The organism is Pseudomonas sp. MS15a(2019) (assembly GCF_013277805.1).
Taxonomy (GTDB): domain Bacteria; phylum Pseudomonadota; class Gammaproteobacteria; order Pseudomonadales; family Pseudomonadaceae; genus Chryseomonas; species Chryseomonas benzopyrenica.
Genome location: NZ_VBTN01000017.1, coordinates 124,192 through 147,364, shown reverse-complemented (window position 1 = coordinate 147,364; position 23,173 = coordinate 124,192). Strand labels below are relative to the sequence as shown.

Annotated in this window: 18 protein-coding genes; 11 read left to right on the top strand and 7 right to left on the bottom strand. The window is 67.2% G+C overall.

Annotated features, from left to right (window positions below; translation table 11 throughout):
* Positions 1 to 104 precede the first annotated feature (104 nt).
* Positions 105 to 461 carry a YajD family HNH nuclease gene (locus FEZ61_RS23345; RefSeq protein WP_017638989.1) on the bottom strand — a complete coding sequence of 119 codons (357 nt, stop codon included), beginning with the start codon at positions 459 to 461 and terminating at the stop codon, positions 105 to 107.
* 683 nt (positions 462 to 1,144) lie between these two features.
* On the opposite strand from FEZ61_RS23345, the gene FEZ61_RS23340 reads away from it, so the two are divergent.
* From FEZ61_RS23340 to FEZ61_RS23315, 6 genes are all read left to right on the top strand, one after another.
* Positions 1,145 to 2,776, top strand: coding sequence for a methyl-accepting chemotaxis protein (locus tag FEZ61_RS23340; protein WP_173150551.1), 1,632 nt, complete (start codon positions 1,145 to 1,147; stop codon positions 2,774 to 2,776).
* 141 nt (positions 2,777 to 2,917) lie between these two features.
* Positions 2,918 to 4,111 (top strand): DUF2252 family protein, encoded by a 1,194-nt coding sequence (locus FEZ61_RS23335; RefSeq protein WP_173150549.1) that lies wholly within the window; start codon positions 2,918 to 2,920, stop codon positions 4,109 to 4,111.
* A 232-nt stretch (positions 4,112 to 4,343) separates the two neighbouring features.
* Entirely contained in the window at positions 4,344 to 4,859 is a 516-nt protein-coding gene (locus FEZ61_RS23330) for a sigma-70 family RNA polymerase sigma factor (protein WP_064306719.1), read from the top strand.
* On the top strand, positions 4,856 to 5,809 hold the full coding sequence (locus FEZ61_RS23325; RefSeq protein ID WP_173150547.1) for a FecR domain-containing protein: 954 nt from the start codon (positions 4,856 to 4,858) through the stop codon (positions 5,807 to 5,809). The genes FEZ61_RS23330 and FEZ61_RS23325 overlap by 4 nt, the downstream gene beginning before the upstream one ends.
* Before the next feature lie 136 nt (positions 5,810 to 5,945).
* On the top strand, positions 5,946 to 8,342 hold the full coding sequence (locus FEZ61_RS23320; RefSeq protein WP_173150545.1) for a TonB-dependent receptor: 2,397 nt from the start codon (positions 5,946 to 5,948) through the stop codon (positions 8,340 to 8,342).
* A 114-nt stretch (positions 8,343 to 8,456) separates the two neighbouring features.
* On the top strand, positions 8,457 to 11,069 hold the full coding sequence (locus tag FEZ61_RS23315) for an excinuclease ABC subunit UvrA (protein WP_173150543.1): 2,613 nt from the start codon (positions 8,457 to 8,459) through the stop codon (positions 11,067 to 11,069).
* Here FEZ61_RS23315 and FEZ61_RS23310 read toward each other — a convergent pair.
* Positions 11,066 to 12,256 (bottom strand): MFS transporter, encoded by a 1,191-nt coding sequence (locus FEZ61_RS23310; protein WP_173150575.1) that lies wholly within the window; start codon positions 12,254 to 12,256, stop codon positions 11,066 to 11,068. The two genes, FEZ61_RS23315 and FEZ61_RS23310, sit on opposite strands and share 4 nt — an antisense overlap.
* A gap of 146 nt (positions 12,257 to 12,402) precedes the next feature.
* Between FEZ61_RS23310 and cobF the strand changes: the two genes are divergently transcribed.
* Positions 12,403 to 13,164, top strand: a complete 762-nt coding sequence (cobF, locus tag FEZ61_RS23305) for a precorrin-6A synthase (deacetylating) (protein WP_173150541.1) — start codon at positions 12,403 to 12,405, stop codon at positions 13,162 to 13,164.
* Here the strand turns inward: cobF and FEZ61_RS23300 are convergent.
* Entirely contained in the window at positions 13,131 to 13,676 is a 546-nt protein-coding gene (locus tag FEZ61_RS23300; RefSeq protein WP_173150539.1) for a GNAT family N-acetyltransferase, read from the bottom strand. The two genes, cobF and FEZ61_RS23300, sit on opposite strands and share 34 nt — an antisense overlap.
* A gap of 101 nt (positions 13,677 to 13,777) precedes the next feature.
* On the opposite strand from FEZ61_RS23300, the gene FEZ61_RS23295 reads away from it, so the two are divergent.
* The 4 genes from FEZ61_RS23295 to FEZ61_RS23280 all read left to right on the top strand — a co-directional run bounded on the left by FEZ61_RS23295 (position 13,778) and on the right by FEZ61_RS23280 (position 17,614).
* On the top strand, positions 13,778 to 14,188 hold the full coding sequence (locus tag FEZ61_RS23295) for a hypothetical protein (protein ID WP_242455223.1): 411 nt from the start codon (positions 13,778 to 13,780) through the stop codon (positions 14,186 to 14,188).
* A gap of 89 nt (positions 14,189 to 14,277) precedes the next feature.
* Positions 14,278 to 15,657 carry a PepSY-associated TM helix domain-containing protein gene (locus tag FEZ61_RS23290; RefSeq protein ID WP_173150537.1) on the top strand — a complete coding sequence of 460 codons (1,380 nt, stop codon included), beginning with the start codon at positions 14,278 to 14,280 and terminating at the stop codon, positions 15,655 to 15,657.
* Positions 15,658 to 16,056: 399 nt separating this feature from the next.
* Positions 16,057 to 16,665, top strand: coding sequence for an NAD(P)H-dependent oxidoreductase (locus FEZ61_RS23285; protein WP_173150535.1), 609 nt, complete (start codon positions 16,057 to 16,059; stop codon positions 16,663 to 16,665).
* A gap of 325 nt (positions 16,666 to 16,990) precedes the next feature.
* Positions 16,991 to 17,614, top strand: a complete 624-nt coding sequence (locus FEZ61_RS23280; protein ID WP_173150533.1) for a HutD family protein — start codon at positions 16,991 to 16,993, stop codon at positions 17,612 to 17,614.
* 51 nt (positions 17,615 to 17,665) lie between these two features.
* Here FEZ61_RS23280 and hutC read toward each other — a convergent pair whose 3' ends face one another.
* From hutC to hutU, 4 genes are all read right to left on the bottom strand, one after another.
* The gene (gene hutC, locus FEZ61_RS23275) at positions 17,666 to 18,379 is read right to left on the bottom strand and encodes a histidine utilization repressor (RefSeq protein ID WP_064306731.1); all 714 of its coding nucleotides are present in this window, start codon (positions 18,377 to 18,379) and stop codon (positions 17,666 to 17,668) included.
* A 94-nt stretch (positions 18,380 to 18,473) separates the two neighbouring features.
* Positions 18,474 to 19,856: an amino acid permease gene (locus tag FEZ61_RS23270; protein WP_173150531.1), complete on the bottom strand. Its 1,383-nt coding sequence runs from the start codon at positions 19,854 to 19,856 to the stop codon at positions 18,474 to 18,476.
* Between the two features lie 79 nt (positions 19,857 to 19,935).
* On the bottom strand, positions 19,936 to 21,468 hold the full coding sequence (hutH, locus tag FEZ61_RS23265) for a histidine ammonia-lyase (RefSeq protein WP_173150529.1): 1,533 nt from the start codon (positions 21,466 to 21,468) through the stop codon (positions 19,936 to 19,938).
* A 3-nt stretch (positions 21,469 to 21,471) separates the two neighbouring features.
* Positions 21,472 to 23,157 carry a urocanate hydratase gene (gene hutU / locus FEZ61_RS23260; protein ID WP_173150527.1) on the bottom strand — a complete coding sequence of 562 codons (1,686 nt, stop codon included), beginning with the start codon at positions 23,155 to 23,157 and terminating at the stop codon, positions 21,472 to 21,474.
* Between the last annotated feature and the right edge of the window lie 16 nt (positions 23,158 to 23,173).

Below are 23,173 nucleotides of genomic sequence, written 5' to 3'. Positions count from 1 at the left end.
CCCCTCTCGCTCCCAGGTCGGCAATCGGCCAAAGACCTGAAACGCTAGAGGGCGAGACTTAAGATCGGCTTAAGGCAGGACGGACTGCCTGGATCGCTGTGCGCTCAGTCCTTTTTCAGCAGTCCCGCCAGCCCCGCGAAGGGATTGTGGGTCGCCTGGGCCACCTTGGGCGTGCTCAGGGAGCTGTCGCTGAAATACTGCTGATCGGTGTAGCGACTGTGCTCGTTGTCGTGGCAGTACAGGCAGAGCAATTCCCAGTTGGAGCCGTCCTGGGGATTGTTGTCGTGGTTGTGGTCCCGATGATGCACGGTCAGCTCGCTCAGGCGCTTGCCGGCGAATTCCCGGGCGCAGCGACCACAGACGTGGGGATACATCTTCAGCGCTTTTTCGCGATAGCCGCGTTCACGCTCGCGCTGGGTCTCGGCGAGGATTCGATCCAGCTTCGAGGTATCGGTAGCCATGCTGCACCTGGGTGGTCGGGAGAGAGGCCCAGTATAGCCTGGGCCTGGCGCTCCCGGTGAGCGCTCGCCATAGGATCCGGCGGCCGATCGCCCGACCTCTTAATCTCAGGCTTAACCTCCCCCGCCAGTGCCGCCATCGGTTTGCCGAGGCGCTGGCGAATGCCCTGCGCACGGATCGAACTGCCGCCCAGGCCGACGGCTTGGCAGTCCAGGCGTTGTCGCGCTGCATCTGGAAGCGCCCCACGTCCAGGGCCTGCTGGTGGGTTCATCGACACCGCCAGCCCAGCGGAGGCCGATGAATTGGCAGGCACTTGGCGCGGCTGGAGCGCTGACAGCTTTTTATTTGCCCTGACCTTCACGGGCAGCAACCCTTCCTACGAATCGCGCCTGACCGCAAAAATGTTTATTGCGTCACATAAAACTTTTTCATGGACCACCGCTCCAACACCAGACCCAGACGCTCTGGCCTGCGGTTCTTGAACGAAAAAGCCATTTCCGGCGCTCGCTCCGCCACAGGGATGATCGAGCCGCGTCATCTGCGATACCTGTACCACCAGGAGTCACGCTTCCCCCGCCGTCAACGCAAGACACGGATCAGTCGCGTTCCCCTCCGCTAGCTCGCCATAACCCCTAACCTTGCCCCCCTGGGCGTGAGTCGACTACCTAGCGCTTGAGGTTTTCCCATGCTGCAACAACTGACCATCTCGAACAAACTCAGACTCGGCTTCGGCGCGATCCTGGTCATCATCCTGGCGCTGATCCTGGCGGCCAGTCATGGCTTCACCCAAGTCAACCTGGCCGTCCGGCAGAACATCCACTCCTACCATGTGCTGCAGGATTCCGATGCCGCCCTGCTGGCGTTGGTCAACATGGAAACCGGCATGCGTGGCTTCGCCCTGACCGGCAAGGACGAGTTTCTCGAACCCCTGAACAAAGGCGAACAACAGTTCGCCGATCAGTTGCAGGACCTGACCCAGCTCACCCGCGACAATCCCGAGCAGCAGGCCGGTCTGGCCCAGCTGGGTCAGGCCAAGCAGCAATGGAACAACGAGTCCGTGCAGCAGATTCTGGCGCTACGCCGGCAGGTCAACGCCGGTACCCAGCCGCTGGACACCCTCACCGCCCGCATCGCCACCGCCCAGGACAAGGGCAAGATGGACGCGATGCGCGAACTGCTGGCGCAGATCAAGACCCGGGAGAATCGGCTACTGGACAGCCGTACCCAGTCGATGGACGACGCCAAGCAGCAGGCCATGCTGATCCTGATCAGCGGTGGCATCCTCGCCGCGCTGCTGGCGCTGGGCATCGCCTGGTCGCTGTCGCGCACCATCGTGGGTCGACTGGCCCAGACCGTTGCCATCGCCCGGGCCATTGCCGCCGGCCGACTCGATTCGCCGATCCCTGCCGGCGGACGTGACGAGCTGGGTCAGCTGCTGACCGCCTTCGGCCAGATGCAGGACAGGCTGCGCGACATGATCCAGGGGATCAAGCAGGGCACCGACCAACTGGTCGCCGCCTCCCACAGCATCTCCGCCAACTCCCAGCAGCTGTCCACCGCCGCCCAGGAGCAATCCAGTGCCGCCTCCAGCATGGCGGCCACCGTGGAGCAGCTGACCGTGAGCATCAACCACGTGTCCGACAACGCTGGGGAAGCCCACGACCTCTCCAGCCAGTCGGGTCGCCTGGCCCAGGACGGCGGCCAGACCATCCAGGCCTCGGTGGACAGCATGAAATCCATCGCCGGCACGGTGCAGTCCTCGGCCACCCGCATTGGTGAACTGGGCGAGCACTCGGAACGGGTGTCGTCCATCGTCAGCGTGATCAAGGGCATCGCCGACCAGACCAACCTGCTGGCGCTCAACGCCGCCATCGAGGCGGCGCGGGCTGGCGAACAGGGGCGCGGCTTCGCCGTGGTGGCCGACGAGGTCCGCCAGCTGGCGCAACGCACCACCAACTCCACCCAGGAGATCGCCGCCATGATCGAGAAGATCCAGGCAGCGACCCAGGCGGCCATGAGCGACATGGAGGTGGGCGTGCGCCAGGTCAACGGCGGGGTCGATCTGGCCAATCAGGTCGGCGAGGCGGTAGTCAGCATCAACAATTCCTCGGACAAGGTGGTACGGGTGGTCAACCAGATCTCCCTGTCCCTGCGCGAACAGACCGCCGCCAGCCATGACGTCGCCCGTACCGTGGAGCGCCTGGCGCAGATGGCCCAGCAAAACAGCGAGGCCATCGACGAGACGGTCAAGACCGCCGTCTCCCTGGATGCCCTGGCCAATGACCTGAATAGGCAGATCGGCCAGTTTCGCTGCTAGCGCTGACCTGCGGCCTTCGCCACGCGATCCCGACCTCTCCCACCGCCTGGCCCTGGCCAAGCGGTGGACTGCTGACACAAACTGAAACATTCCCCTAGCGCAACGGTCACACAGGCGTCTCCCCCAAGGCCTGCGCCCTGCATGAAAACCCCGCGTCCCGTCGATCGTCTGCCTCGCCTCAACCAGCTGCGCAATCTGAAAATGGCCCGTTCCGCCCACGCCTATGTGCGGGGCAGTACGGTGCACTTCTACGAGTGGCTGCACAGCCAGCCCGGTCGCAGCCTGCCCAATGGGCCGGCGGTGTGGATCTGCGGCGACTGCCATGCCGGCAACCTCGGCCCCACGGGCGATCTGCACGGCACCACCGACGTCAATATCCGCGACCTGGACCAGACCGTGGTCGGCAATCCGGCCCATGACCTGGTGCGCCTGGCGCTGTCGCTGGCCACGGCGGCGCGCGGCTCCGACCTGCCGGGGGTAACCACGGCGCGAATGCTCGAAGAGATGATGCGCGGCTACGAAGTGGCCTTCGAGGACGATCTGGAACACGAGGTGCCGCGACCGGCCCAGGTCAAGGCCGGGATGCGCAGCGCGGTGCAGCGCACCTGGAAGCACCTGGCGCGCGAACGCATGGAAAACACTCGACCCAAGCTGCCGCTGGGCAAGCACTTCTGGCAGCTGAGCAAGGCCGAGCGCCAGGCCATCGCCGAGTTGTGCGAGACCCCGGGCATCCACGCCCTGGTGACCTCGCTCAAGGGCCGCAGCCACGACAGCCGCGTCGAATTGCTCGACAGTGCCTACTGGGTCAAGGGCTGCAGCTCCCTGGGCCTGCGCCGCTACGCCGTGCTGCTGGGCGTGGACGACGGCGACGACCAGGACTACTGCCTGATCGACGTCAAGCAGGCGGTCGCCGCCGCCGCTCCGCGCGTGGCCCATGCCACCATGCCCCGCGACAACGGCAAGCGTGTAGTGGAAGGGGCACGCCAGCTCTCCCCGGCCCTGGGCAATCGCATGCTGGCGGTGCGCATGCTCGATCACTCCTTTTTCATCCGCGAACTGCTGCCCCAGGATCTCAAGCTGGAACTGGACGAACTCAGCGCCCGCGAGGCCATGAGCGCCGCGGCCTACCTGGCCCGGGTGGTCGGGCGCGCCCATGCCCGGCAGATGGACCTGGCCACCCGGGTGGAGTGGATGAGCGATCTGCAGCGCAATCGCACCCGCACCCTGGATGCGCCCTCCTGGCTGTGGAGCAGCGTGGTGCAACTGGTAGGCGCCCACGAAATGGGCTACCTGGCCCACTGCCGCGCCTATGCCCTGGAGCATGCGCAGGACTGAGGCCACTGTGAAACTGGCCCGGGGCTAACCGCCTCGGGCCGCGCTTCTCGCTCCCGCATCTTCCCCGCCGGCCTGCCCGGCCCAACTCGGAAGCGGCAGGCGATGCCCACCTGCCCCCGACCACCTGCCCGCTTCGTCGATCCGCTCGATCGCACATTGTGCGCACCCTCGCCTTTAACTAAAATGAGACGCTTTATCATTTAAAGACCGGCGTTCGCGCCAAGGATCTTCCATGCGCCCTGCCCTGTCTTCCGGCTCGCCCACCATCGCGTTGGATCAGCTCTATCGCGATCATCATGGCTGGCTCAGCGGCTGGCTGCGCGGGCGGCTGGGCAACGCGCCGGATGCGGCGGACATCGCCCAGGACACCTACCTGCGCATTCTCGGTTCCGGGCGCCTGCCGGTGCGTGAAGACTCTCGGCGCTATCTGGTGCAGGTGGCCAAGGGGTTGGTGATCGACCTCTGGCGACGCCAGGAGGTGGAACGTGCCTATCGCGACGCCATCGCCCACCTGCCGGAGGCCCAGGTGCCGTCGCCGGAGACGCACTGGCTGATCGTCGACGCCCTGCTGCGCATCGATGCCATGCTCGATGGCCTGCCCGCCCCGGTCCGGGAGGCCTTTCTGCTGGCGCAATTCCAGCGACTGACCCTGGCCGAGATCGCCGTGCGGCTGGATCTGGCGGTGATCACCGTGCGCCGGCATATCCAGCGCGCCCTGGTGGCCTGCTTGGTGGCGTGCGAGGCATGAGCCCTCCCGCGCCGCAACTGCTCGAAGAGGCGGCCGAGTGGCTGCTCACCCTCAACTTCGACGGCGCCAACGAGGCGCAGCGCCAGGCCTTCGAACGCTGGCGCGCGCAGAGCGAGGCCCATGGCGCGGCCTGGGCAAGAGCCGAGCGGGTCATGGGGACCTTCGCCAGCGTTCCCGTGGACATCGGCCAGCAGACGGTACGCCGCGTCGGTGACCGGACGCTCAGTCGGCGGCGCACTCTGCGCCTGCTCACCGCCCTGCTGGTGGGGCTTCCCAGCGGCTGGCTGGCCCTGCGCACCCTGCCACTGGACGCGTTGGGTGCCGAGCTGACGACTGCCATCGGCGAGCGGCGCTCCCTGCTGCTCGCCGATGGCAGTCAGCTGGTGCTGAACAGCGACTCCGCCCTGGACGTGCGCTTCGACGCAGGCATCCGCCGCCTCCATCTGCGACGGGGCGAGGTGCTGGTGACCACCCATGCCGATCCCGTCGTGCCACGCCGGCCCTTCGTGGTCAGCCTGGCGCAGGGCGAGGTCGAGGCCCTGGGCACCCGCTTCAGCGTACGGGGGGAGGAGACGCTCTGCCGGGTGGCGGTCTTCGCCCATGGCGTGGAGGTGCGTCCGCAGCAGGGTGCGGCCATACACCTGGCCGCGGGGCAGCAAGCCTGGTTCGACGCCCGCGGCGTACAGCGCCGCGCCCCGGTGGACGAGGATGCCAGCCTCTGGACGCACGGCATGCTGCTGGCCCACGACCGCCCCTTGGCCGAGGTGCTGGCGGAACTGGGTCGCTATCGCCCCGGCCTGCTGCGCTGCGACCCGGCCGTCGCCGGGCTGCGGGTGTCCGGCGCCCTGTCGCTGGACGACACCGACCAGGCCCTGCTGGCGCTGGAACGTATCCTGCCGATCCGCATCACGCGCCGCACCCGCTACTGGGTGGCGGTGGGGGCGCCCTGAACGCCGGCGATCCAGCTGAAAAAAAGTTCGCGCTGCCCTGAGCACTTTGCCGCGCTCGTCCGGGATAGCTGCAGACACCCTCATGGGGAGCGGTGGCAGCCCGCGCCTGGTGCGCTCAAGAGGACGGCAACACGACATGGCAAAGATCCACCGGCAGCAACCCGCCACCCGAGCCTTCACCCCACTGATCCTGGCCGTCGCCCTGCAGGGCGTGCCCCTGGCGGCTACCGGGCTGGCCCTGCTGCCGCTGCCGGCCCTGGCCGCCGCGGAGGTGCGTGACTACCGGATTCCCGCCGGTCCGCTGAATGCGGTGCTGGCCCGTTTCGCCGCTACCGCCGGGGTCCAGCTGGTGTTCGATCCGGCGCCGCTGGCCGGGCGCAGCAGTCCGGGACTGCAGGGACGCTATACCCTCGACCAGGGTTTCGAGCGCCTGCTGCGTGGCAGCGGCTATCGCTGGAGCGAACGCGCTGCCGGCATCTATGCCTTGGAAGCCGGCAGCGCCGAGGCCGCCCTGGCCATGCCCGAAACCACCATCCAGGCCAGCGCCACGGGCGGTGGCGCGGATATCGGCTACCAGCGCCCGGTCAGCACCAGCACCACGCGCCTGGGCCTGAGCGAGCGGCAGACACCCCAGGCGATCACCACCCTGACCCGCGATCAGGTCGAGGACTTCCGCCTGCAGAGCATCAAGGAAGCCCTGCGTGCCGCCCCGTCGGTGACCGTCGAGCAGACCGAGACCGACCGTACCCAATTCACCTCCCGCGGCTTCGACATCAACAGCTTCCAGTACGACGGCATGGGCATGCCCTTCGTCAGCACCACCCTGGTGGGCGACCAGGACCTGGCCGAATACGAGCAGGTGGACGTCCTGCACGGCGCCAATGGCCTGATGAGCGGCACCGGCAATCCCTCCGCCGCCGTCAACTTCGTGCGCAAGCGGCCCACCGCCGAGTTCCAGGCCAAGCTCGGCGCTAGCGTCGGCTCCTGGGACAACCGCCGGGTGGATGCCGATGTCTCCGGGCCCTTGACCGAAACCGGCAAGGTGCGCGGGCGCTTCATCTATGCCCACGACAAGGGCAATTCCTGGCTGGATCGCTACGGCCATGAAAAGAACATCGCGGCTGGCCTGGTGGCCTTCGACCTCAGCGACGCCGATACCCTGACCCTCGGCTTCTCCCAGCACAACAGCGACGCCAACGGCAGCTCTTGGGGCAACCTGCCGCTGGCCGACGTGGACGGCAATCCGTTGCACTACGGCCGGCGCAGTTCCAGCATCGGCCAGGACTGGACCTACTGGAATCTGGATACCCAGCGCGTCTTCGGCGAATTCACCCACGACTTCGGCAACGGCTGGCGGGGTACCCTCACGGCGACCGGCGTCACCGAGCGGCAGAACGCCGACATGTACTACATCTTCGGCGTCAACGGCGACGCCGCCACCGCCTTTGGCGACCATTCCGCCAGCAAGGCGCACCAGCTGATCGGCGAGGCCAGGCTGTCCGGCCCCTTCCAGCTGTTCGGTCGCGACCACGAACTCACCCTGGGCGCCAGCTACGGCCGGACCCACCAGAAGTTGCGGGAAAAGATCCTCGCCGAGGATGGCTACTACCCCACCACCCTCTCCGGCTCCCTGGCCGGGGTCCCCGAGCCGTCGCTGCAATACACCGACGATATCGGCCACACCCAGGACTTCACCGACCGCCAGAAAAGCCTGTTCGCCGGCGCCCGCTTCGAGCTGGTCGACGACCTGCACTGGATCGTCGGTGCGCGGATGCTCAGCGCCGATGCCAGCGGCCTGAGCTATGGCGCCGACTACTACACCCGTGCCCATGGCGAGGTCACTCCCTACACCGGCCTGGTCTACGACCTGAGTCCGCAATGGAGCCTCTATGCCAGCTGGACCAAGATCTTCAGCCCACAATACAGCTTCGGCCTGGATGGCCGGCTGCTCGATCCGCTGGAAGGCAAGAGCCTGGAAGCCGGGATCAAGGGTGGCCTGTTCGACGACCGCCTGAGCCTGACCGCCGCGGTGTTCAAGACCGAGCAGCGCAACGTCGCCTCGACCTCGGTGCTCGCCGGTTCGCGTACGCTCTACGACACCACCGACTACCAGAGCCATGGCCTGGAGCTGCAGGTCTCCGGCGAGGCGCTGCCCGGCCTGGACCTGCTGGCCGGCTACACCTATGTGCGCATCGACGACGCGGACGGCGAGCGGGCGCGCAAATTCGTGCCCAGCCACAGCCTGCGTGGCCTGGCGACCTATCGCCTGCCGGGCCTGCCCCAGGCCAAGGTCGGCGCGCGGCTGAGATGGCAGAGCGGTATCGAGAACGACAACAACAGCCGCATCCACCAGAACGCCTATGCCCTGGTGGATGTGCTGGGCAGCTACGATTTCGACGAGCACTGGAGCACCCAGCTCAATCTCAACAACCTCACCGACCGCAAATACCTGCTGTCGCTCTACAACAACGCCACCAGCGGCAACTACGGCGCGCCGCGCAACGCGACGCTGTCGGTCAGCTACACCTTCTGAGCCCAGGCAGGCGGACGACGAGACCGCTGTCCCGTCGTCCGCCATCGCCCGGCGATCCTTTGCGCCGTGCCGCGGTCCGAATCTGCACGCTCTCAGACAAGGTTTCCGCCCGTCATGCCCTCCTCCCCCCGTCCCGGTTTCGTCTCCGTCCGCGGTGCCCGCGAGCACAATCTGAAGAACGTCGACGTGGACATCCCCCGCGATGCCCTGGTGGTCTTTACCGGGGTGTCCGGCTCGGGCAAATCATCGCTGGCCTTCGGCACCCTCTATGCCGAGGCCCAGCGCCGCTACTTCGAATCGGTGGCGCCCTATGCGCGGCGGCTGATCGATCAGGTGGGGGTGCCCCAGGTGGAGGCCATCGAAGGCCTGCCGCCGGCGGTGGCCCTGCAGCAGCAGCGTGGCCAGCCCAGCAGTCGCTCGTCCATGGGCAGCGTGACCGGGCTGTCCAGCCTGGTGCGGATGCTCTACTCCCGCGCCGGGCGCTACCCCGCCGACCAGCCGATGCTCTATGCCGAGGACTTCTCGCCCAACACGCCCCAGGGTGCCTGCCCGGAGTGCCACGGCCTGGGCCGGGTCTACGAAGTGACCGAGGCCTCCATGGTGCCGGATCCCTCGCTGACCATCCGCCAGCGAGCCATTGCCGCCTGGCCCACCGCCTGGGGCGGGCAGAATCTGAGGGACATCCTTGTCACCCTGGGCTATGACATCGACACGCCCTGGCGTGACCTGCCGCAACAGCAGCGCGACTGGATCCTCTTCACCGAGGAGCAGCCCACGGTGCCGGTCTATGCCGGCCTCACCCCCGAGCAGACCCGTGCCGCGCTCAAGCGCAAGGCCGAGCCCAGCTACCAGGGCACCTACACCGGGGCGCGGCGCCATGTGCTGCACACCTTCGCCAACTCTCAGAGCGCCAAGATGAAACAGCGCGCGGCGCGCTTCATGATCGGCCAGACCTGCCCGCTGTGCCACGGCAAGCGGCTGACCCGGGCGGCGCTCTCGGTGACCTTCGCCGGCCTGGACATCGGCGAATTGTCGCGGCTGCCGCTGGACGACCTCACCGTGCTGCTGCGCCGGGTCGCTGCCGGCGATTTCGACGAGGCGAAGGATGCCCGCGTGCTGGACGCCAAGGCCGGCAAGCAGGATCGCGCCCGGCGCAAGGCCGCCGGCGGCAGCGATCACGCCAGTGCCCCGGACGTACGCCGTACCCCCGATCTTTCCCCGGAAAAGCGCCTGGCCGCCCAACGCATGGCCACCGAATTGCTGGAACGGCTGCAGACCCTCACCCGCCTGGGCCTTGGTTATCTGGCTTTGGAGCGCAGCACCACCACCCTCTCCTCCGGCGAATTGCAGCGCCTGCGCCTGGCGACGCAGCTGGTGTCCCAGCTGTTCGGGGTGGTCTATGTGCTGGACGAACCCTCCGCCGGTCTGCATCCGGCCGATGGCGAGTCGCTGCTGGAAGCCCTCGACGGCCTCAAGGCCCAGGGCAATTCGCTGTTCGTGGTGGAGCACGACCTGGCCACCATGAAGCGTGCCGACTGGCTGGTGGATGTCGGTCCCGCGGCCGGCGAAGGCGGTGGCCAGGTACTCTACAGCGGCCCGCCCGCCGGTCTGGCCGAGGTCGAGGAGTCGGTGACGGCGCGCTATCTGTTCGCCGCGCCGCAACGCGAGACCCGGCCGCCCCGTGAACCCCAGGGCTGGCTGCGGCTGGCCGGGGTCACCCGCAACAACCTGCAGGGCCTGGACGCCGCCTTTCCGCTGGGCTGCCTGACGGCGGTGACCGGGGTCTCCGGTTCGGGCAAGTCCAGCCTGGTCAGCCAGGCGCTGCTGGAACTGGTGGGCGCCGAACTGGGCCAGCGCGCCGCCGAAGATGGCGACGAAGCCCCGGAACTGGACGGCGATGCCCTGCCCGCCACCACCGGCCAGGTAGTCGGTGGCCTCGGCGGCATCCGCCGGCTGGTACCGGTGGACCAGAAGCCCATTGGCCGCACCCCACGCTCCAACCTGGCCACCTACACCGGGCTGTTCGACGGGGTGCGCAAGCTGTTCGCCGCCACCCCCGAGGCCCAGGAACGCGGCTTCGACGCCGGACGCTTCTCCTTCAACGTCGCCAAGGGCCGCTGCCCGACCTGCGAGGGCGAGGGCTTCGTCAGCGTCGAACTGCTGTTCATGCCCAGCGTCTATGCCGCCTGCCCCACCTGCCAGGGCGCGCGCTACAACCCCGAGACCCTGGAGGTGCGCTGGCAGGGCAAGACCATCGCCGAGGTCCTGGGCCTGACGGTGGACGAGGCCCTGGCCTTCTTCGCCGAGGAAGCCCCGGTGGCGCGAGCGCTGCGGGTGCTGGCCGACATCGGCCTGGGCTATCTGCGCCTGGGCCAGCCGGCCACCGAACTCTCCGGCGGCGAGGCTCAGCGCATCAAGCTGGCCACCGAACTGCAGCGCACCAGCCGAGGCACCACCCTCTATGTGCTGGACGAACCCACTACCGGTCTGCACCCGGCCGACGTGGAGCGCCTGATGCGCCAGCTGCACGGCCTGGTCGACGAAGGCAACACGGTGGTGCTGGTGGAGCACAACCTGCAGGTGGTGGCCGGCAGCGACTGGCTGATCGACATCGGCCCCGGCGCCGGCACGGCGGGTGGCCGCATCGTCGCCAGTGGCACGCCGCGGGCAGTGGCGGAGGATCCCGCCAGCCCCACGGCGCCCTATCTGCGGCCCCTGTTCGACTAGCCTGCCGGCGGTGCCACGCTGCGGCCGCAGGCCGCCAGCACCAGCAGCGTCAGCGTCGCCGCCAGGGCACCGAACTGGAAGGTGGCGGCGGAGCCGAGGAAGTGCCAGAGCGCGCCGGCGATGGTGCTGGCCAGCAACAGGGCGATGCCACTGACCAGGTTGAACAGGCCAAAGGCGGTGCCGCGCAACTCGGCCGGCGCGGTCTTGGCGACCATGGCGGCGAGCAGGCCCTGGGTCATGCCCATGTGCAGACCCCAGAGCAGGATGCCCAGGGCCAGCCCGATCCAGCCGCTGCTGAAGGCCAGGGCCAGGTCGGCCAGGATCAGCAGCACCAGCCCCCAAGCCAGCAGCGCGCGATGGCTGACCCGGTCGGACAGCGACCCCAGCGGATAGGCCGACAGCGCGAACACCAGGTGCATGCCCACCATCACCAGCGGCACCAGCGCCAGGGGTACGCCCACCTGCTCGGCCTTGAGCACCAGGAAGGCCTCGCTGAAGCGCGCCAGGGTGAAGACGCCGCCGAGCAGCGCCACCTGCCAGAAGGCTGCCGGCAACTTGCGCAGCTGACTGCGGGTGAGCGGATTGGTGCGCGCCTGGACGATGGCCGCCTTGGGTTCCTCCAGGCCGAAATACAGCAAGGCGACGGCGATGAAGGCGGGGATCACCGCCACCCAGAACACCGCGCGGAAATCGTTGGCCCAGAGCAGCATCAGCCCCACCGCCAGCAGCGGGCCGAGAAAGGCGCCGAGGGTATCCAGCGACTGGCGCAGGCCATAGGCGGCACCGCGGATCTCCGGCGGCGTGACGTCGGCCACCAGGGCGTCGCGCGGCGCCCCACGGATACCCTTGCCGATGCGATCCAGGAAGCGCGCGCCGAACACCAGGCCGGCACCACTGGCCAGGGCGAACAGCGGCTTGCTCAGGGCGCCCAGGCCATAGCCCAGCACCGCCAGGCCCTTGCGCTTGCCCAGGTAGTCGCTGAGTACGCCGGAAAAGATCTTGGTGATGAGCGCGGTCGCCTCGGCCACCCCTTCGAGGATGCCGATATAGAGCACGCTCAGGCCCAGGCCGGTAGCCAGGAACAGCGGCAACAGGCTGTGGATCATCTCCGAGGAGATATCCATGAACAGGCTCACCCCACCCAGAATCCAGACCCCGCGGGGTATCCGTCGCCAGCTCGCCGTCATCGTCACGCCCCTGTCCTCCTCGATCCTGTCCATCCCTGCCTGGCAGCAGGCAAACCGGTCGAACCTAGCATGACGATTGCCCGAGTCTCTACGGAGAAGACATCCCCCGTTACACTAGGCGCTGCTCCTTCCATCGAGGCCACCCCATGAAAACCCTGCTGGTCATCGGCATCGGCGCCGGCGATCCCGACTACCTCACCCTCCAGGCCATCGCCGCCCTCAATCGCGCCAGCACCTTCTTCCTGTTCGACAAGGGCACGGAAAAGGACAGCCTGATCCACCTGCGCGAAACCATCTGCGCCCGGCACATCCGCCAGGCGGACTATCGTTTCGTCACCGCGCCCATCCCCGAGCGCCGCCGCGAAGGCGACTATCGCCAGGCGGTGGACGACCTCAATGCCGCCAAGCAGGCATTGATGGAACAGATGATCGCGGATGAGCTGGCGGACGACGAATGCGGCGCCTTCCTGGTCTGGGGCGATCCGGCGCTGTACGACAGTACCCTGCGCATCCTGGCGGCGATCCGGCGCGACGGCCGACTGGACTTCGACTACGAGGTGATCCCCGGCATCTCCAGCGTCCAGGCCCTGGCCGCACGCCATCGGGTGCCGCTCAATCGCATCGGCCAGGCCCTGGAGATCACGCCCGGCCGGCGCTTGGAGCGCTTTCCCGCGCACCTGGACAGCCTGGTGGTGATGCTCGATTCCCACGAAGCCTATCGCCGCCTGGATGAGCCCGGCCTGCACATCTACTGGGGCGCCTACGTCGGCACGGCGGACGAGATCCTCATCGCCGGACCACTGCAGGAGGTGGCTGAAGAGATCCACCAGGTGCGCAGTGCCGCGCGCGAAGAACACGGCTGGATCATGGATACCTATCTGCTCTGTCGCGGGCCGGCGGACGCCTGAGGGCTGTCCAGCCGTCGATCCAGATGGATGGTCTGCCAGGGCAGGGTCGTCTCCCGTTCGACGACCTGGAAGCCCTGGCCCAGCCAGAAGGCTTCGGCCCCGGGCAGGAAGGGATGGGTGTGCAGATAGAGGCGCTCGACCGCGTCGCGCCGCGCCTGGGCCAGCAGCGTCGCGAACAGCCGTCGCGCCAGGCCCTGGCGCCGCTGCCGGGGCGCCACGAACAGCCGCACCACCTCCACCACCCGCTCGCCGGGATAGGCCAGCTGGGGAAAGCGCCGGTCGTAGGGTCGATAGGCGATACTGCCAATAGGCTCTCCGGCGCTGCCCCGGGCGATCAGCAGGCAGCCACGACCCGCGCCATAGTGGTCGGCGAAGCGCTGTAGATCCCGCGGTACGGCCGCTGTCTCGATCCGGCTACCGAACAGCTCGCGATAGCTCGCCAGCAGAAAGTCCAGCGTCTCGTCATCCGCCACGGTGAGCCGTTCGAGGGTGATGGGTGGCGCTTCGCTCATGTCCTGTTCGTCTCTCCGGCAGCGGCAGGGGCGCGACATTTCGGCGCAGGGCCGCGCCGGCCGGGCTGTGCGCCGCTCGCGACGATGATACAGTCCCAGCCATGAAAACCGTCCGTTTCCCGCGCGCTTCGCTCGCCTGGATGCTGCTCGCCTGCATCCTGTTGAACGGACTCGTCTGCGCCCTGGGCCATGGTCAGATGCTGGCACGCCTCACCCTGCCGGTCCTGCCATACCTCGGCCAAGTGCATGAGCACCATCACGGTCTGCACGCTCAGGCCGTCCAGGGTGATGACATGGCCGGCATGCACGCGGGCCTCCTGGGCGGCAGCGTGACGACCCTCTCGCCCACGGGTGATTGCGTCTTCGCCGCCACCCTGTTCCTCGCCACCCTGCTGGCCGTCGCCCTGCAATGGCTGCTGCGTCCCGGCGATCCCCATTGCCGACGCTACCAGAGCGCGCTGCCGCCCCCACCCCGCGCACGACGCTCCACGCTCCATCCCCAGGCGCCCTGACACCTCGGCGACGAAAGACGGCTGTCCTCTCTTTTCGTAATCCCGCGCGTGGCCCCTCGCTGGTCGCGCGTCGCTCCGTGGTGAACGCTATGACTTCGCACCCCTCCGCTCCAGCCGCCAAGGCGCCGGGGCCGCTGCTGCAACTGCTGGCGCGGCTGCATTTCCTCATCGGCCTGTTCGTCGGTCCCTTTCTGCTGATGGCCGCCGCCAGCGGGCTGCTCTATGCCCTCACGCCGCAACTGGAAGCGCGCCTCTATGCCGAGGCCCTGCACACCCCCAGCCGTGGCGAAGCCCTGCCACTGGCCGAGCAGGTGCGCGCCGCCCAGGCCATGGCCGGTCCTGCGCTGACCCTGGGCGCGGTACGTCCTTCCCCTGCGGCGGGCGACACTACCCGGGTGATGTTCAACGATCCGTCCCTGGGCGAATCGGCCCATCGCGCCCTCTTCGTCGATCCGGTCACCGGCGCCATCCGTGGCGACCTGACCGTCTATGGCACCAGCGGCATCCTGCCGCTGCGCACCGCCATCGATCAGTTCCACCGCAGCCTGCTGCTGGGCGAACCCGGTCGCCTCTACAGCGAGCTGGCCGCCTCCTGGCTGTGGGTCGCGGCCCTCGGCGGTCTCACGCTGTGGCTGGTGCGGCGCCGCCAGCGCCGCCCGGCCCGAGGGCTGCGCGGTCTGCATGCCAGCACCGGCGTCTGGCTGCTGGGCGGACTGCTGTTCCTCTCCGCCACCGGCCTGACCTGGTCGCGCTTCGCCGGCGACAACATCGGCGTGCTGCGCGCTCACTATGGCTGGTCCACGCCCAGCGTGAAGACCGCCCTGGGCAGCGCGCCGGCACCGGCCATGGCCCACGACGAGCACGCTGAGCACCACGGCCATGGCGCCATGCACATGACCATGGCACCGCCGCTGGATCCAGCCACCTTCGATCGGGTACTGGCCAGCGCCCGCGCCGCCGGCATCGACGCGGGCAAGCTGGAGATCCGTCCGGCCCGTAGCGCCGACAAGGCCTGGACGGTCAGCGAGATCGACCGCCGCTGGCCGACCCAGGTGGACGCCGTCGCCGTCGATCCGACCAGCCTCCAGGTGGTGGACCAGGTGCGCTTCGCCCAGTACTCGCTGCCGGCCAAGCTGACCCGCTGGGGGATCGATGCCCATATGGGCGTGCTGTTCGGTCTGGCCAACCAGCTGGTGCTGGTGGCCATCGCCCTCGGCCTGCTGGTCATGACCGTCTGGGGCTATCTGCTCTGGTGGCGCCGTCGTCCTACTCGCGATCCGGCGCAACCGGGTCTGGTCGCCCTCTGGCGGCAGCTGTCGCCCCTGCCGCGCCTGCTGGTCCCGGCGACGGCCGTGCTGCTCGGACTGTGCCTGCCGGTGCTCGGCGGCAGCCTGCTGCTGTTCCTGCTGCTGGACACCCTACTCGGCCTGCGCGGCTCGGCCCTGCGCACGGAAGCCGGTTCGGCCTGAGGTGGGGATGGGACATTTGTCGGGCTTCGCCCAACCTACGAGTGAAGGATGGGCGCGTAGGTTGGGTTGAGCGCCAGCGAAGCCCAACGGGGCTGGCACGACGTTGGTTGTCGGGCTTCGACGGTGGAGCTGTCTCAGCCCAACCTACGTAGTCGCCCCGTCGCCCCCGCCCTGACCGAGGCTGCGTCCTTGTCCACCCTATGGCGCACGCGGCCTCCCACTCGCACCCAACCACCCCCTCTCCCCCTGGGAGAGGGCTGGGGTGAGGGCCCGCCCAACACCAATCGTCACGCCAAAAATCGCTTTCGAGACCATCCATCGGCCCGCCTCGCTTCAGACTGGCGCACCCCGTCGACGGGATTATAGTTATCGCAATCCCCATCCTTCGAGGATCTGCCCATGCCCCGCCTGTTGCACGTGATAGGTTCGCCCCGCCAGGAGCGCTCCGCCTCGCTGGACGTCGCCACCGCCTTCATCCAGGCCTGGCAAGGCAAACATCCCGACGCCGAGGTGGATACCCTCGATGCCTGGCACTGTGACCTGCCGGAATTCGACGGCCCCATCCTCGACGCCAAGTACGCCGGCATCCAGGGTGAGCCCCTGAGCGCTGAGCAGGCGCACGCCTGGACGGTTGCCAAGGCACTGGCGCAGCGCTTCAAGGCCGCGGATGTGCTGGTGTTCGGCGTGCCCTGCTGGAATTTCGGCATCCCCTACAAGCTCAAGCAACTGTTCGACGTGGTCAGCCAGAAGGACCTGCTGTTCACCTTCGACGAGCGCGGCCTCAATGGCCTGCTCGGCGGCCGCCAGGCCCTGGTGATCGCCGCCCGCGGTGCGGCCCTGGATCGCCAGGAGCACCAGGAATCCTATCTGCGCACCTGGTGCGAGATGGTCGGCATCGACCGGATGCATACCGTGGTGGTGGAAAAGACCCTGTTCGGTGCCGAGGTCGACCAGGCTTCGCGCGACCAAGCCAAACAGGACGCCGTGGCGCTGGTGGCCAAGCTCTGATTTATCCAGCCGGCGCCTCGGTGTCGGCTATCTGCAGACTGACCAGGACGACCCGACAGACCCAGGCGGACAGAATCAGCTGCGGAGGTACTACCCGAACGCCAAGGCATTCTCCTAGTAAAGCTCTGACCTCTCAAATGTCTATACAAATAGCCAGAGTTGTTCTTACTATCTCGCTTTTGCAGGATCACGCTCGTTTCGCGAGCGATGCCCTTGCACCCCTTGCCGTCGAGGAGGCTGGTCAGATGCTTGAAGGATGTGCGGGCTTGTGGACCAAGACCTTGTGTCAGGGCCAGGCGATCCAGCAAGCCAGGCAGGTCAGCCCATGAATCTCGTCGAGCATCTGCCCGCCGCTGCGCATCGCCGCATGGCCTGGCGTAACGGCCTGGGCACCACCCTGGAGATAGCCCGCGACACGGATGGCACAAAGGCGGACTTCGGCTGGCGGGTCTCCATGGCGGACGTCTCCCAGTCAGGCGACTTCTCTCCCTTCCCCGGCATGACGCGAATCATCAGTGTGCTCGAAGGCGCCGGCATGCGGCTGAATGTCGACGGCCTATGCACCCCAGCGCTCGGCTGTTGGGAGACGTTCATCTTTTCCGGTGACTCCCAGGTCAGCTGCAAATTGCTCGATGGACCCATCCGCGATTTCAATCTGATCTATCGCTCGGATCGCTACCAGGGCGAGCTGAGCTGGCTAAGGCTCGACGGTACTCGGCAGCTAGGCGTGGTGGCGACCACCTTGCTGTTCTGCGACCAAGGGTCTTTGTGCATCCTGGGCGGCCATTCGCCAATCAGGCTGGAGCGGCATGATGCGGCGCGTGTTGCCCTTGCTTCCTCTGGTCAAACCCTGACCCTGCAGGGCCAGGCGCACCTCGGCCTGATCCAGCTGCGACCGCTGGCGACCCCCAAGACCGCCACCAGCGGCTGCGGAACCTGCCCGCCATAGCATCCGGTTGCCTGACTCGCAGCGGCATCGTCCTGGCTTGAGGTCCCTGTTTCAGCGATGCCGCGTCGTCGAGCTCAGCTTGTACCTGTCGCCAGGATGCAGCAGCCGCACGTAACTAATCAGGTGCTCGTTCGACCAGGTCCGGCGGATCATCGACAGGCAGGCCGCCCCCTCGGCGATCTCCAGCCAGTGCGCGGTCTGAGCGTTGGCCAGCACCGCCTCGACGATGTGCTCCACATCGCTGATCGGACAGCTGGCCACCAGCACCTCGTTGGGCGTCTGGCAGCTGAAGTCGCTGTCCAGGTAGTGCGGCACCCAGCGCGGATTGACATAGCGATCTTCGAGCTGGATGGGCACGCCATCCTCACGGTGCACCAGGATGCTGTGGAACACCTGGCTACCGATCCGCAGGCCAAGACGCAGAGCCACCTCGTCATCGGCGGCGATAGCTTCGCTGCGCAAGACATCGTTGGCGTACCTATGCCCCCTTGCGCGCACCTCGGCGGCAATGTTCATCACCTCGTGTAGCGAGGATTCGGCACGGGAATCGGTGACAAAGGTTCCCAGCCCGGCCTGGCGCACCAGATAGCCTTGCTGCACCAGGTTGTTGATCGCCTTGTTGGCCGTCATCCGACTGACCGAGAAGTCCCGCGCCAGCTGCTCTTCGGGAGGAATCTGGTGATTGACTGGATAGTCCCCGTTGCGGATCCGCGTCAGCAGGAAATCTTCGATCATCTTGTAGCGCGGGGGCGTCTGGCTGGTCACCGGATCTCCATGGCGTTGGCAACGCAAAGAGTCGAATGATACGCCCCGCTCCGTCCCTTGCCATCCGTTGGCAGGGGACGGAAACCTCTCGACGTTACTCGACCGTCAACGCCGGCTGGCGATCAACGGAAGGCCGGACCCAGATGTAGTAGGCGAGGATCAGTAAGCCAAGCCACACCACGCCTACCCCCATGGCCGGACGACTGTCCGGGAACCAGCCCAGCACGCCGAACACGAACAGCATGAAGCCAATCGCTGCAGCAGGCGCCACGGGCCACAGAGGAACCGGAAACTTCAGCGCGGCCGTCTCGGCAGGCGTCATGCCGCGCCGCATGGCGACCTGGGACAGCAGGATCATCAACCAGACCCAGACCGTCGCGAAGGTCGCCAGGGAGGCGATAAGCAAGAAGACGTCTTCGGGGATCAGGTAGTTGAGGATCACGCCCAGCAGCAGGGCAAGCGCCATGACCACCGCGGTCAGCCAGGGCACGCCATTGCGCGACACCTTGGCGAACCCCGCCGGCGCCTGACCTTGCTTGGCCATGCCATAGAGCATGCGCCCCGCGCCGAAGACATTGCTGTTGATCGCCGAAATCGCCGCGGAGATCACCACGATGTTGAGCAGCACGGCGGCAAAGCCGATGCCGAGGTGATCGAATATCTGTACGAAGGGACTGCCCTTGGTACCGATCTCCGGCCAGGGAAAGATGGCCATCAGCACGAACAGCGTCAGCACATAGAACAGCAGGATCCGCACGGGCACGGCCCTGATCGCCTGGGGGATGACCCGCTGCGGATCCTTGGCCTCTCCCGCGGTGACGCCAATGATCTCGATGCCACCGAAGGCGAAGACCACCACCGCGAAACAGGCAATGAAGCCGCCGATGCCATTGGGCATGAAGCCCCCGTGCGCCCAGAGATTCTGGATGCCGGTGCCGCCTTCGCTCAGACCCATTCCATAGAGCATGATGCCCAGGCCACCCAGGATCATCGCCACGATGGCACCGACCTTGAGAGCGGACAGCCAGAATTCCAGCTCGCCAAAGACCTTGACCGAGCAGAGATTCAGAGCGCCGATGAAGAAGATGATCGACAACACCCAGATCCAGCGCGGTACATCGGGAAACCAGAAGCCCATGTAGATGCCGAAGGCGGTCACGTCGGCCAGGCAGACGATGACCATCTCGAAGTAGTAGGTCCAGCCGGTGAGAAAGCCCGCCAGCGGGCCCAGGTAGCTGGAGGCATACGCCCCGAAGGAACCGGAAACCGGATTGCGTACCGCCATCTCGCCCAGAGCGCGCATGACCATGTACACCGCCGCTCCGGCGATCAGATAGGCCAAGAGTACCGACGGGCCGGCCAGCTGGATCGCCGAGGCCGAACCGTAGAACAGGCCCGTGCCAATGGCCGAGCCAAGGGCGATGAAACGTATGTGCCGGGCATTCAAACCCCGCGTGAGGCCAACCAGGTTGGTCATGCTAGAGATCTCCGATTGTTGTTGTAGTACAGAGATGGCCGCCCGCAGAGAAGGCGGCCTTGCAGGCGGGCGATAGCCCTTAGAGACTGGGTAGCAGGCGCGCTGTGATCAACTCGTTCAGGCAGCCGCTGGCCAGCAGCGCGCTGGCGGCCTCGATGTCGGGGGCGAAGAAGCGGTCTTCCTGGTAGTAGGGCACCTGTTCGCGCAACAGGCTGCGCGCCCTTTCCAGGCGTTCCGAACTCTTCAGGCCGTGACGGAAGTCCAGGCCCTGGCAGGCGCCCAGCCACTCGATGGCGAGGATGCCGCGCACGTTCTCGGCCATGGCCCACAGTCGCTTGCCGGCATTGGGCGCCATGGACACGTGGTCTTCCTGATTGGCCGAGGTGGGCAGGCTGTCGACGCTGGCCGGATGGGCCAGGGCCTTGTTGTCGCTGGCCAGGGCCGCGGCGGTGACCTGGGCGATCATGAAGCCGGAATTGACCCCGCCGTTCTCCACCAGGAAGGGCGGCAGCTGGGACATGTGCCGGTCCATCATCAGCGAGGTGCGCCGCTCCGACAGGGCACCGATCTCGGCCAGGGCCAGGGCCAGGTTGTCGGCGGCCATGGCCACCGGCTCGGCGTGGAAGTTGCCGCCGGAGATGACGTCGCCCTCTTCCGCGAACACCAGCGGATTGTCGGACACGGCGTTGGCCTCCACCTCCAGCACCTCGGCGGCCTGGCGCAACTGAGTCAGGCAGGCGCCCATCACCTGAGGCTGGCAGCGCAGCGAATAGGGATCCTGGACCTTGTCGCAATTGGCGTGGGAGCGGGACACCTCGCTGCTGTCGGTGAGCAGCTCGCGATAGGCCGCGGCCACGTCGATCTGGCCACGCTGGCCCCGCGCGGTATGGATGCGCGCATCGAAGGGCGCCCGGGAACCGAGCATGGCCTCGACGCTCAAGCCGCCGCAGACCGTGGCCGCAGCGAACAGGTCTTCGCCTTCGAACAGCCCGCGCAGCGCATAGGCGGTGGACACCTGGGTGCCATTGAGCAGCGCCAGGCCCTCCTTGGCCGCCAGGGTCATGGGTTCGAGACCCGCGACCGCCAGCGCCTCGCGGGCCGGCAGCCACTGGCCCTGGTAGCGCGCCTTGCTCTCGCCGATCAGCACCAGCGACATGTGCGCCAGCGGCGCCAGGTCACCCGAGGCGCCCACCGAGCCCTTGAGCGGGATATGTGGATAGACCTCGGCATTGATCAAGGCGATCAGCGCCTCGATGACCTGGCGGCGAATGGCGGAGAAACCGCGGGCCAGACTGTTGACCTTGAGCAGCATGATCAGCCGCACCAGGTCGTCGTCCAGCGCCTCGCCCACACCGGCGGCATGGGACAGCACCAGGGAGCGCTGCAGCTTTTCCAGATCCGCCGGCGCGATCCGCGTCGAGGCCAGCAGGCCGAAGCCGGTGTTGATGCCATAGGCGGTCCGGCCTTCGGCGAGGATGCTTTCCACGCAGGCCACGCTGGCATCGATGGCGGCATGGGCCGCCGGATCCAGCTCGACGCGCAGCGGCTGCTGATAGGCCTGGCGCAGCCGGGCCAGGTCGAGGGTGCCGGGTTTCAGGATAAGGGTATTCATCGATCAGACTCCTTTGCCGATCATGGGCAGATTCAGGCCCTGCGCGCGGGCGCAGTCAATGGCGATGTCATAGCCGGCGTCGGCGTGGCGCATCACCCCGGTGGCCGGGTCGTTGTGCAGCACCCGGGCGATGCGGGCGGCGGCGGCGTCGGTGCCGTCGCAGACGATGACCATGCCGGAGTGCTGAGAGAAGCCCATCCCCACCCCGCCACCGTGGTGCAGCGAGACCCAGGTGGCGCCGCTGGCGGTGTTGAGCAGGGCGTTCAGCAGGGGCCAGTCGGAGACGGCATCGGAGCCGTCCTGCATGGCCTCGGTCTCGCGGTTGGGGCTGGATACCGAGCCGCTGTCCAGATGGTCGCGGCCGATAACGATGGGCGCCTTGAGTTCGCCGCTGCGCACCATCTCGTTGAAGGCCAGGCCCAGCTTGGCGCGCAGGCCCAGGCCAACCCAGCAGATACGCGCCGGCAAGCCCTGGAAGGCGATGCGCTCGCGGGCCATGTCCAGCCAGCGGTGCAGGTGGGCGTCATCGGGAATCAGTTCCTTGACCTTGGCGTCGGTGCGATAGATGTCCTCGGCATCGCCCGACAGCGCGGCCCAGCGGAACGGACCGATGCCGCGGCAGAACAGCGGACGGATATAGGCCGGCACGAAGCCCGGGAAGGCGAAGGCGTCGGCGACGCCGGCTTCCTGGGCCATCTGGCGGATGTTGTTGCCGTAGTCGAAGGTCGGGACGCCCATCTTCTGGAAGTCGAGCATGGCCTGCACGTGGGCAGCCATGGACTGCTTGGCGGCCTTGACCACGCCCACCGGATCGGTGACTGCACGATCCTTGTATTCGGCCCAGGTCCAGCCGATCGGCAGATAACCATTGAGCGGGTCATGGGCGCTGGTCTGGTCGGTGACCATATCCGGGCGCACGCCACGGCGGACCAGTTCCGGCAGGATTTCGGCGGCATTGCCCAGCAGGGCGATGGAGATGGCCTTGCCGTCGCGGGTCTTGGCTTCTTCGGTGTAGCGGGCGATACGCGCCAGGGCGTCATCGAGGTCAGTGGCCTGCTCGTCGACATAGCGGCTGCGCAGGCGAAAGTCGATGCTGGTCTGTTGGCACTCGATGTTCAGCGAACAGGCGCCGGCCAGGGTCGCGGCCAGCGGCTGGGCACCGCCCATGCCGCCGAGACCGGCGGTGAGCACCCAGCGGCCACGCAGGTCACCCTGGTAATGCTGACGCCCGGCCTCGACAAAGGTCTCGTAGGTACCCTGGACGATGCCCTGGCTGCCGATGTAGATCCAGCTGCCGGCGGTCATCTGGCCGTACATGGCCAGGCCCTTGGCATCCAGTTCGTTGAAGTGCTCCCAGCTGGCCCAGTGCGGTACCAGGTTGGAGTTGGCTATCAGCACCCGCGGGGCATCGGCGTGGGTCTTGAACACCCCGACCGGCTTGCCCGATTGCACCAGCAGGGTTTCGTCGTCACCCAGCGCCTTGAGGCTCTCGACGATCCTGTCGTAGCACTCCCAGTTGCGCGCCGCGCGACCGATGCCGCCGTAGACCACCAGCTCCTGGGGGTTTTCCGCAACCTCGGGATCGAGATTGTTCATCAGCATGCGCAGCGGCGCCTCGGTCAGCCAGCTCTTGGCATTGAGCTGGGTGCCGCGGGGGGCGCGAATCTCACCTTCACGAAAACGGGTCATGGGATCTTCCTCTCTT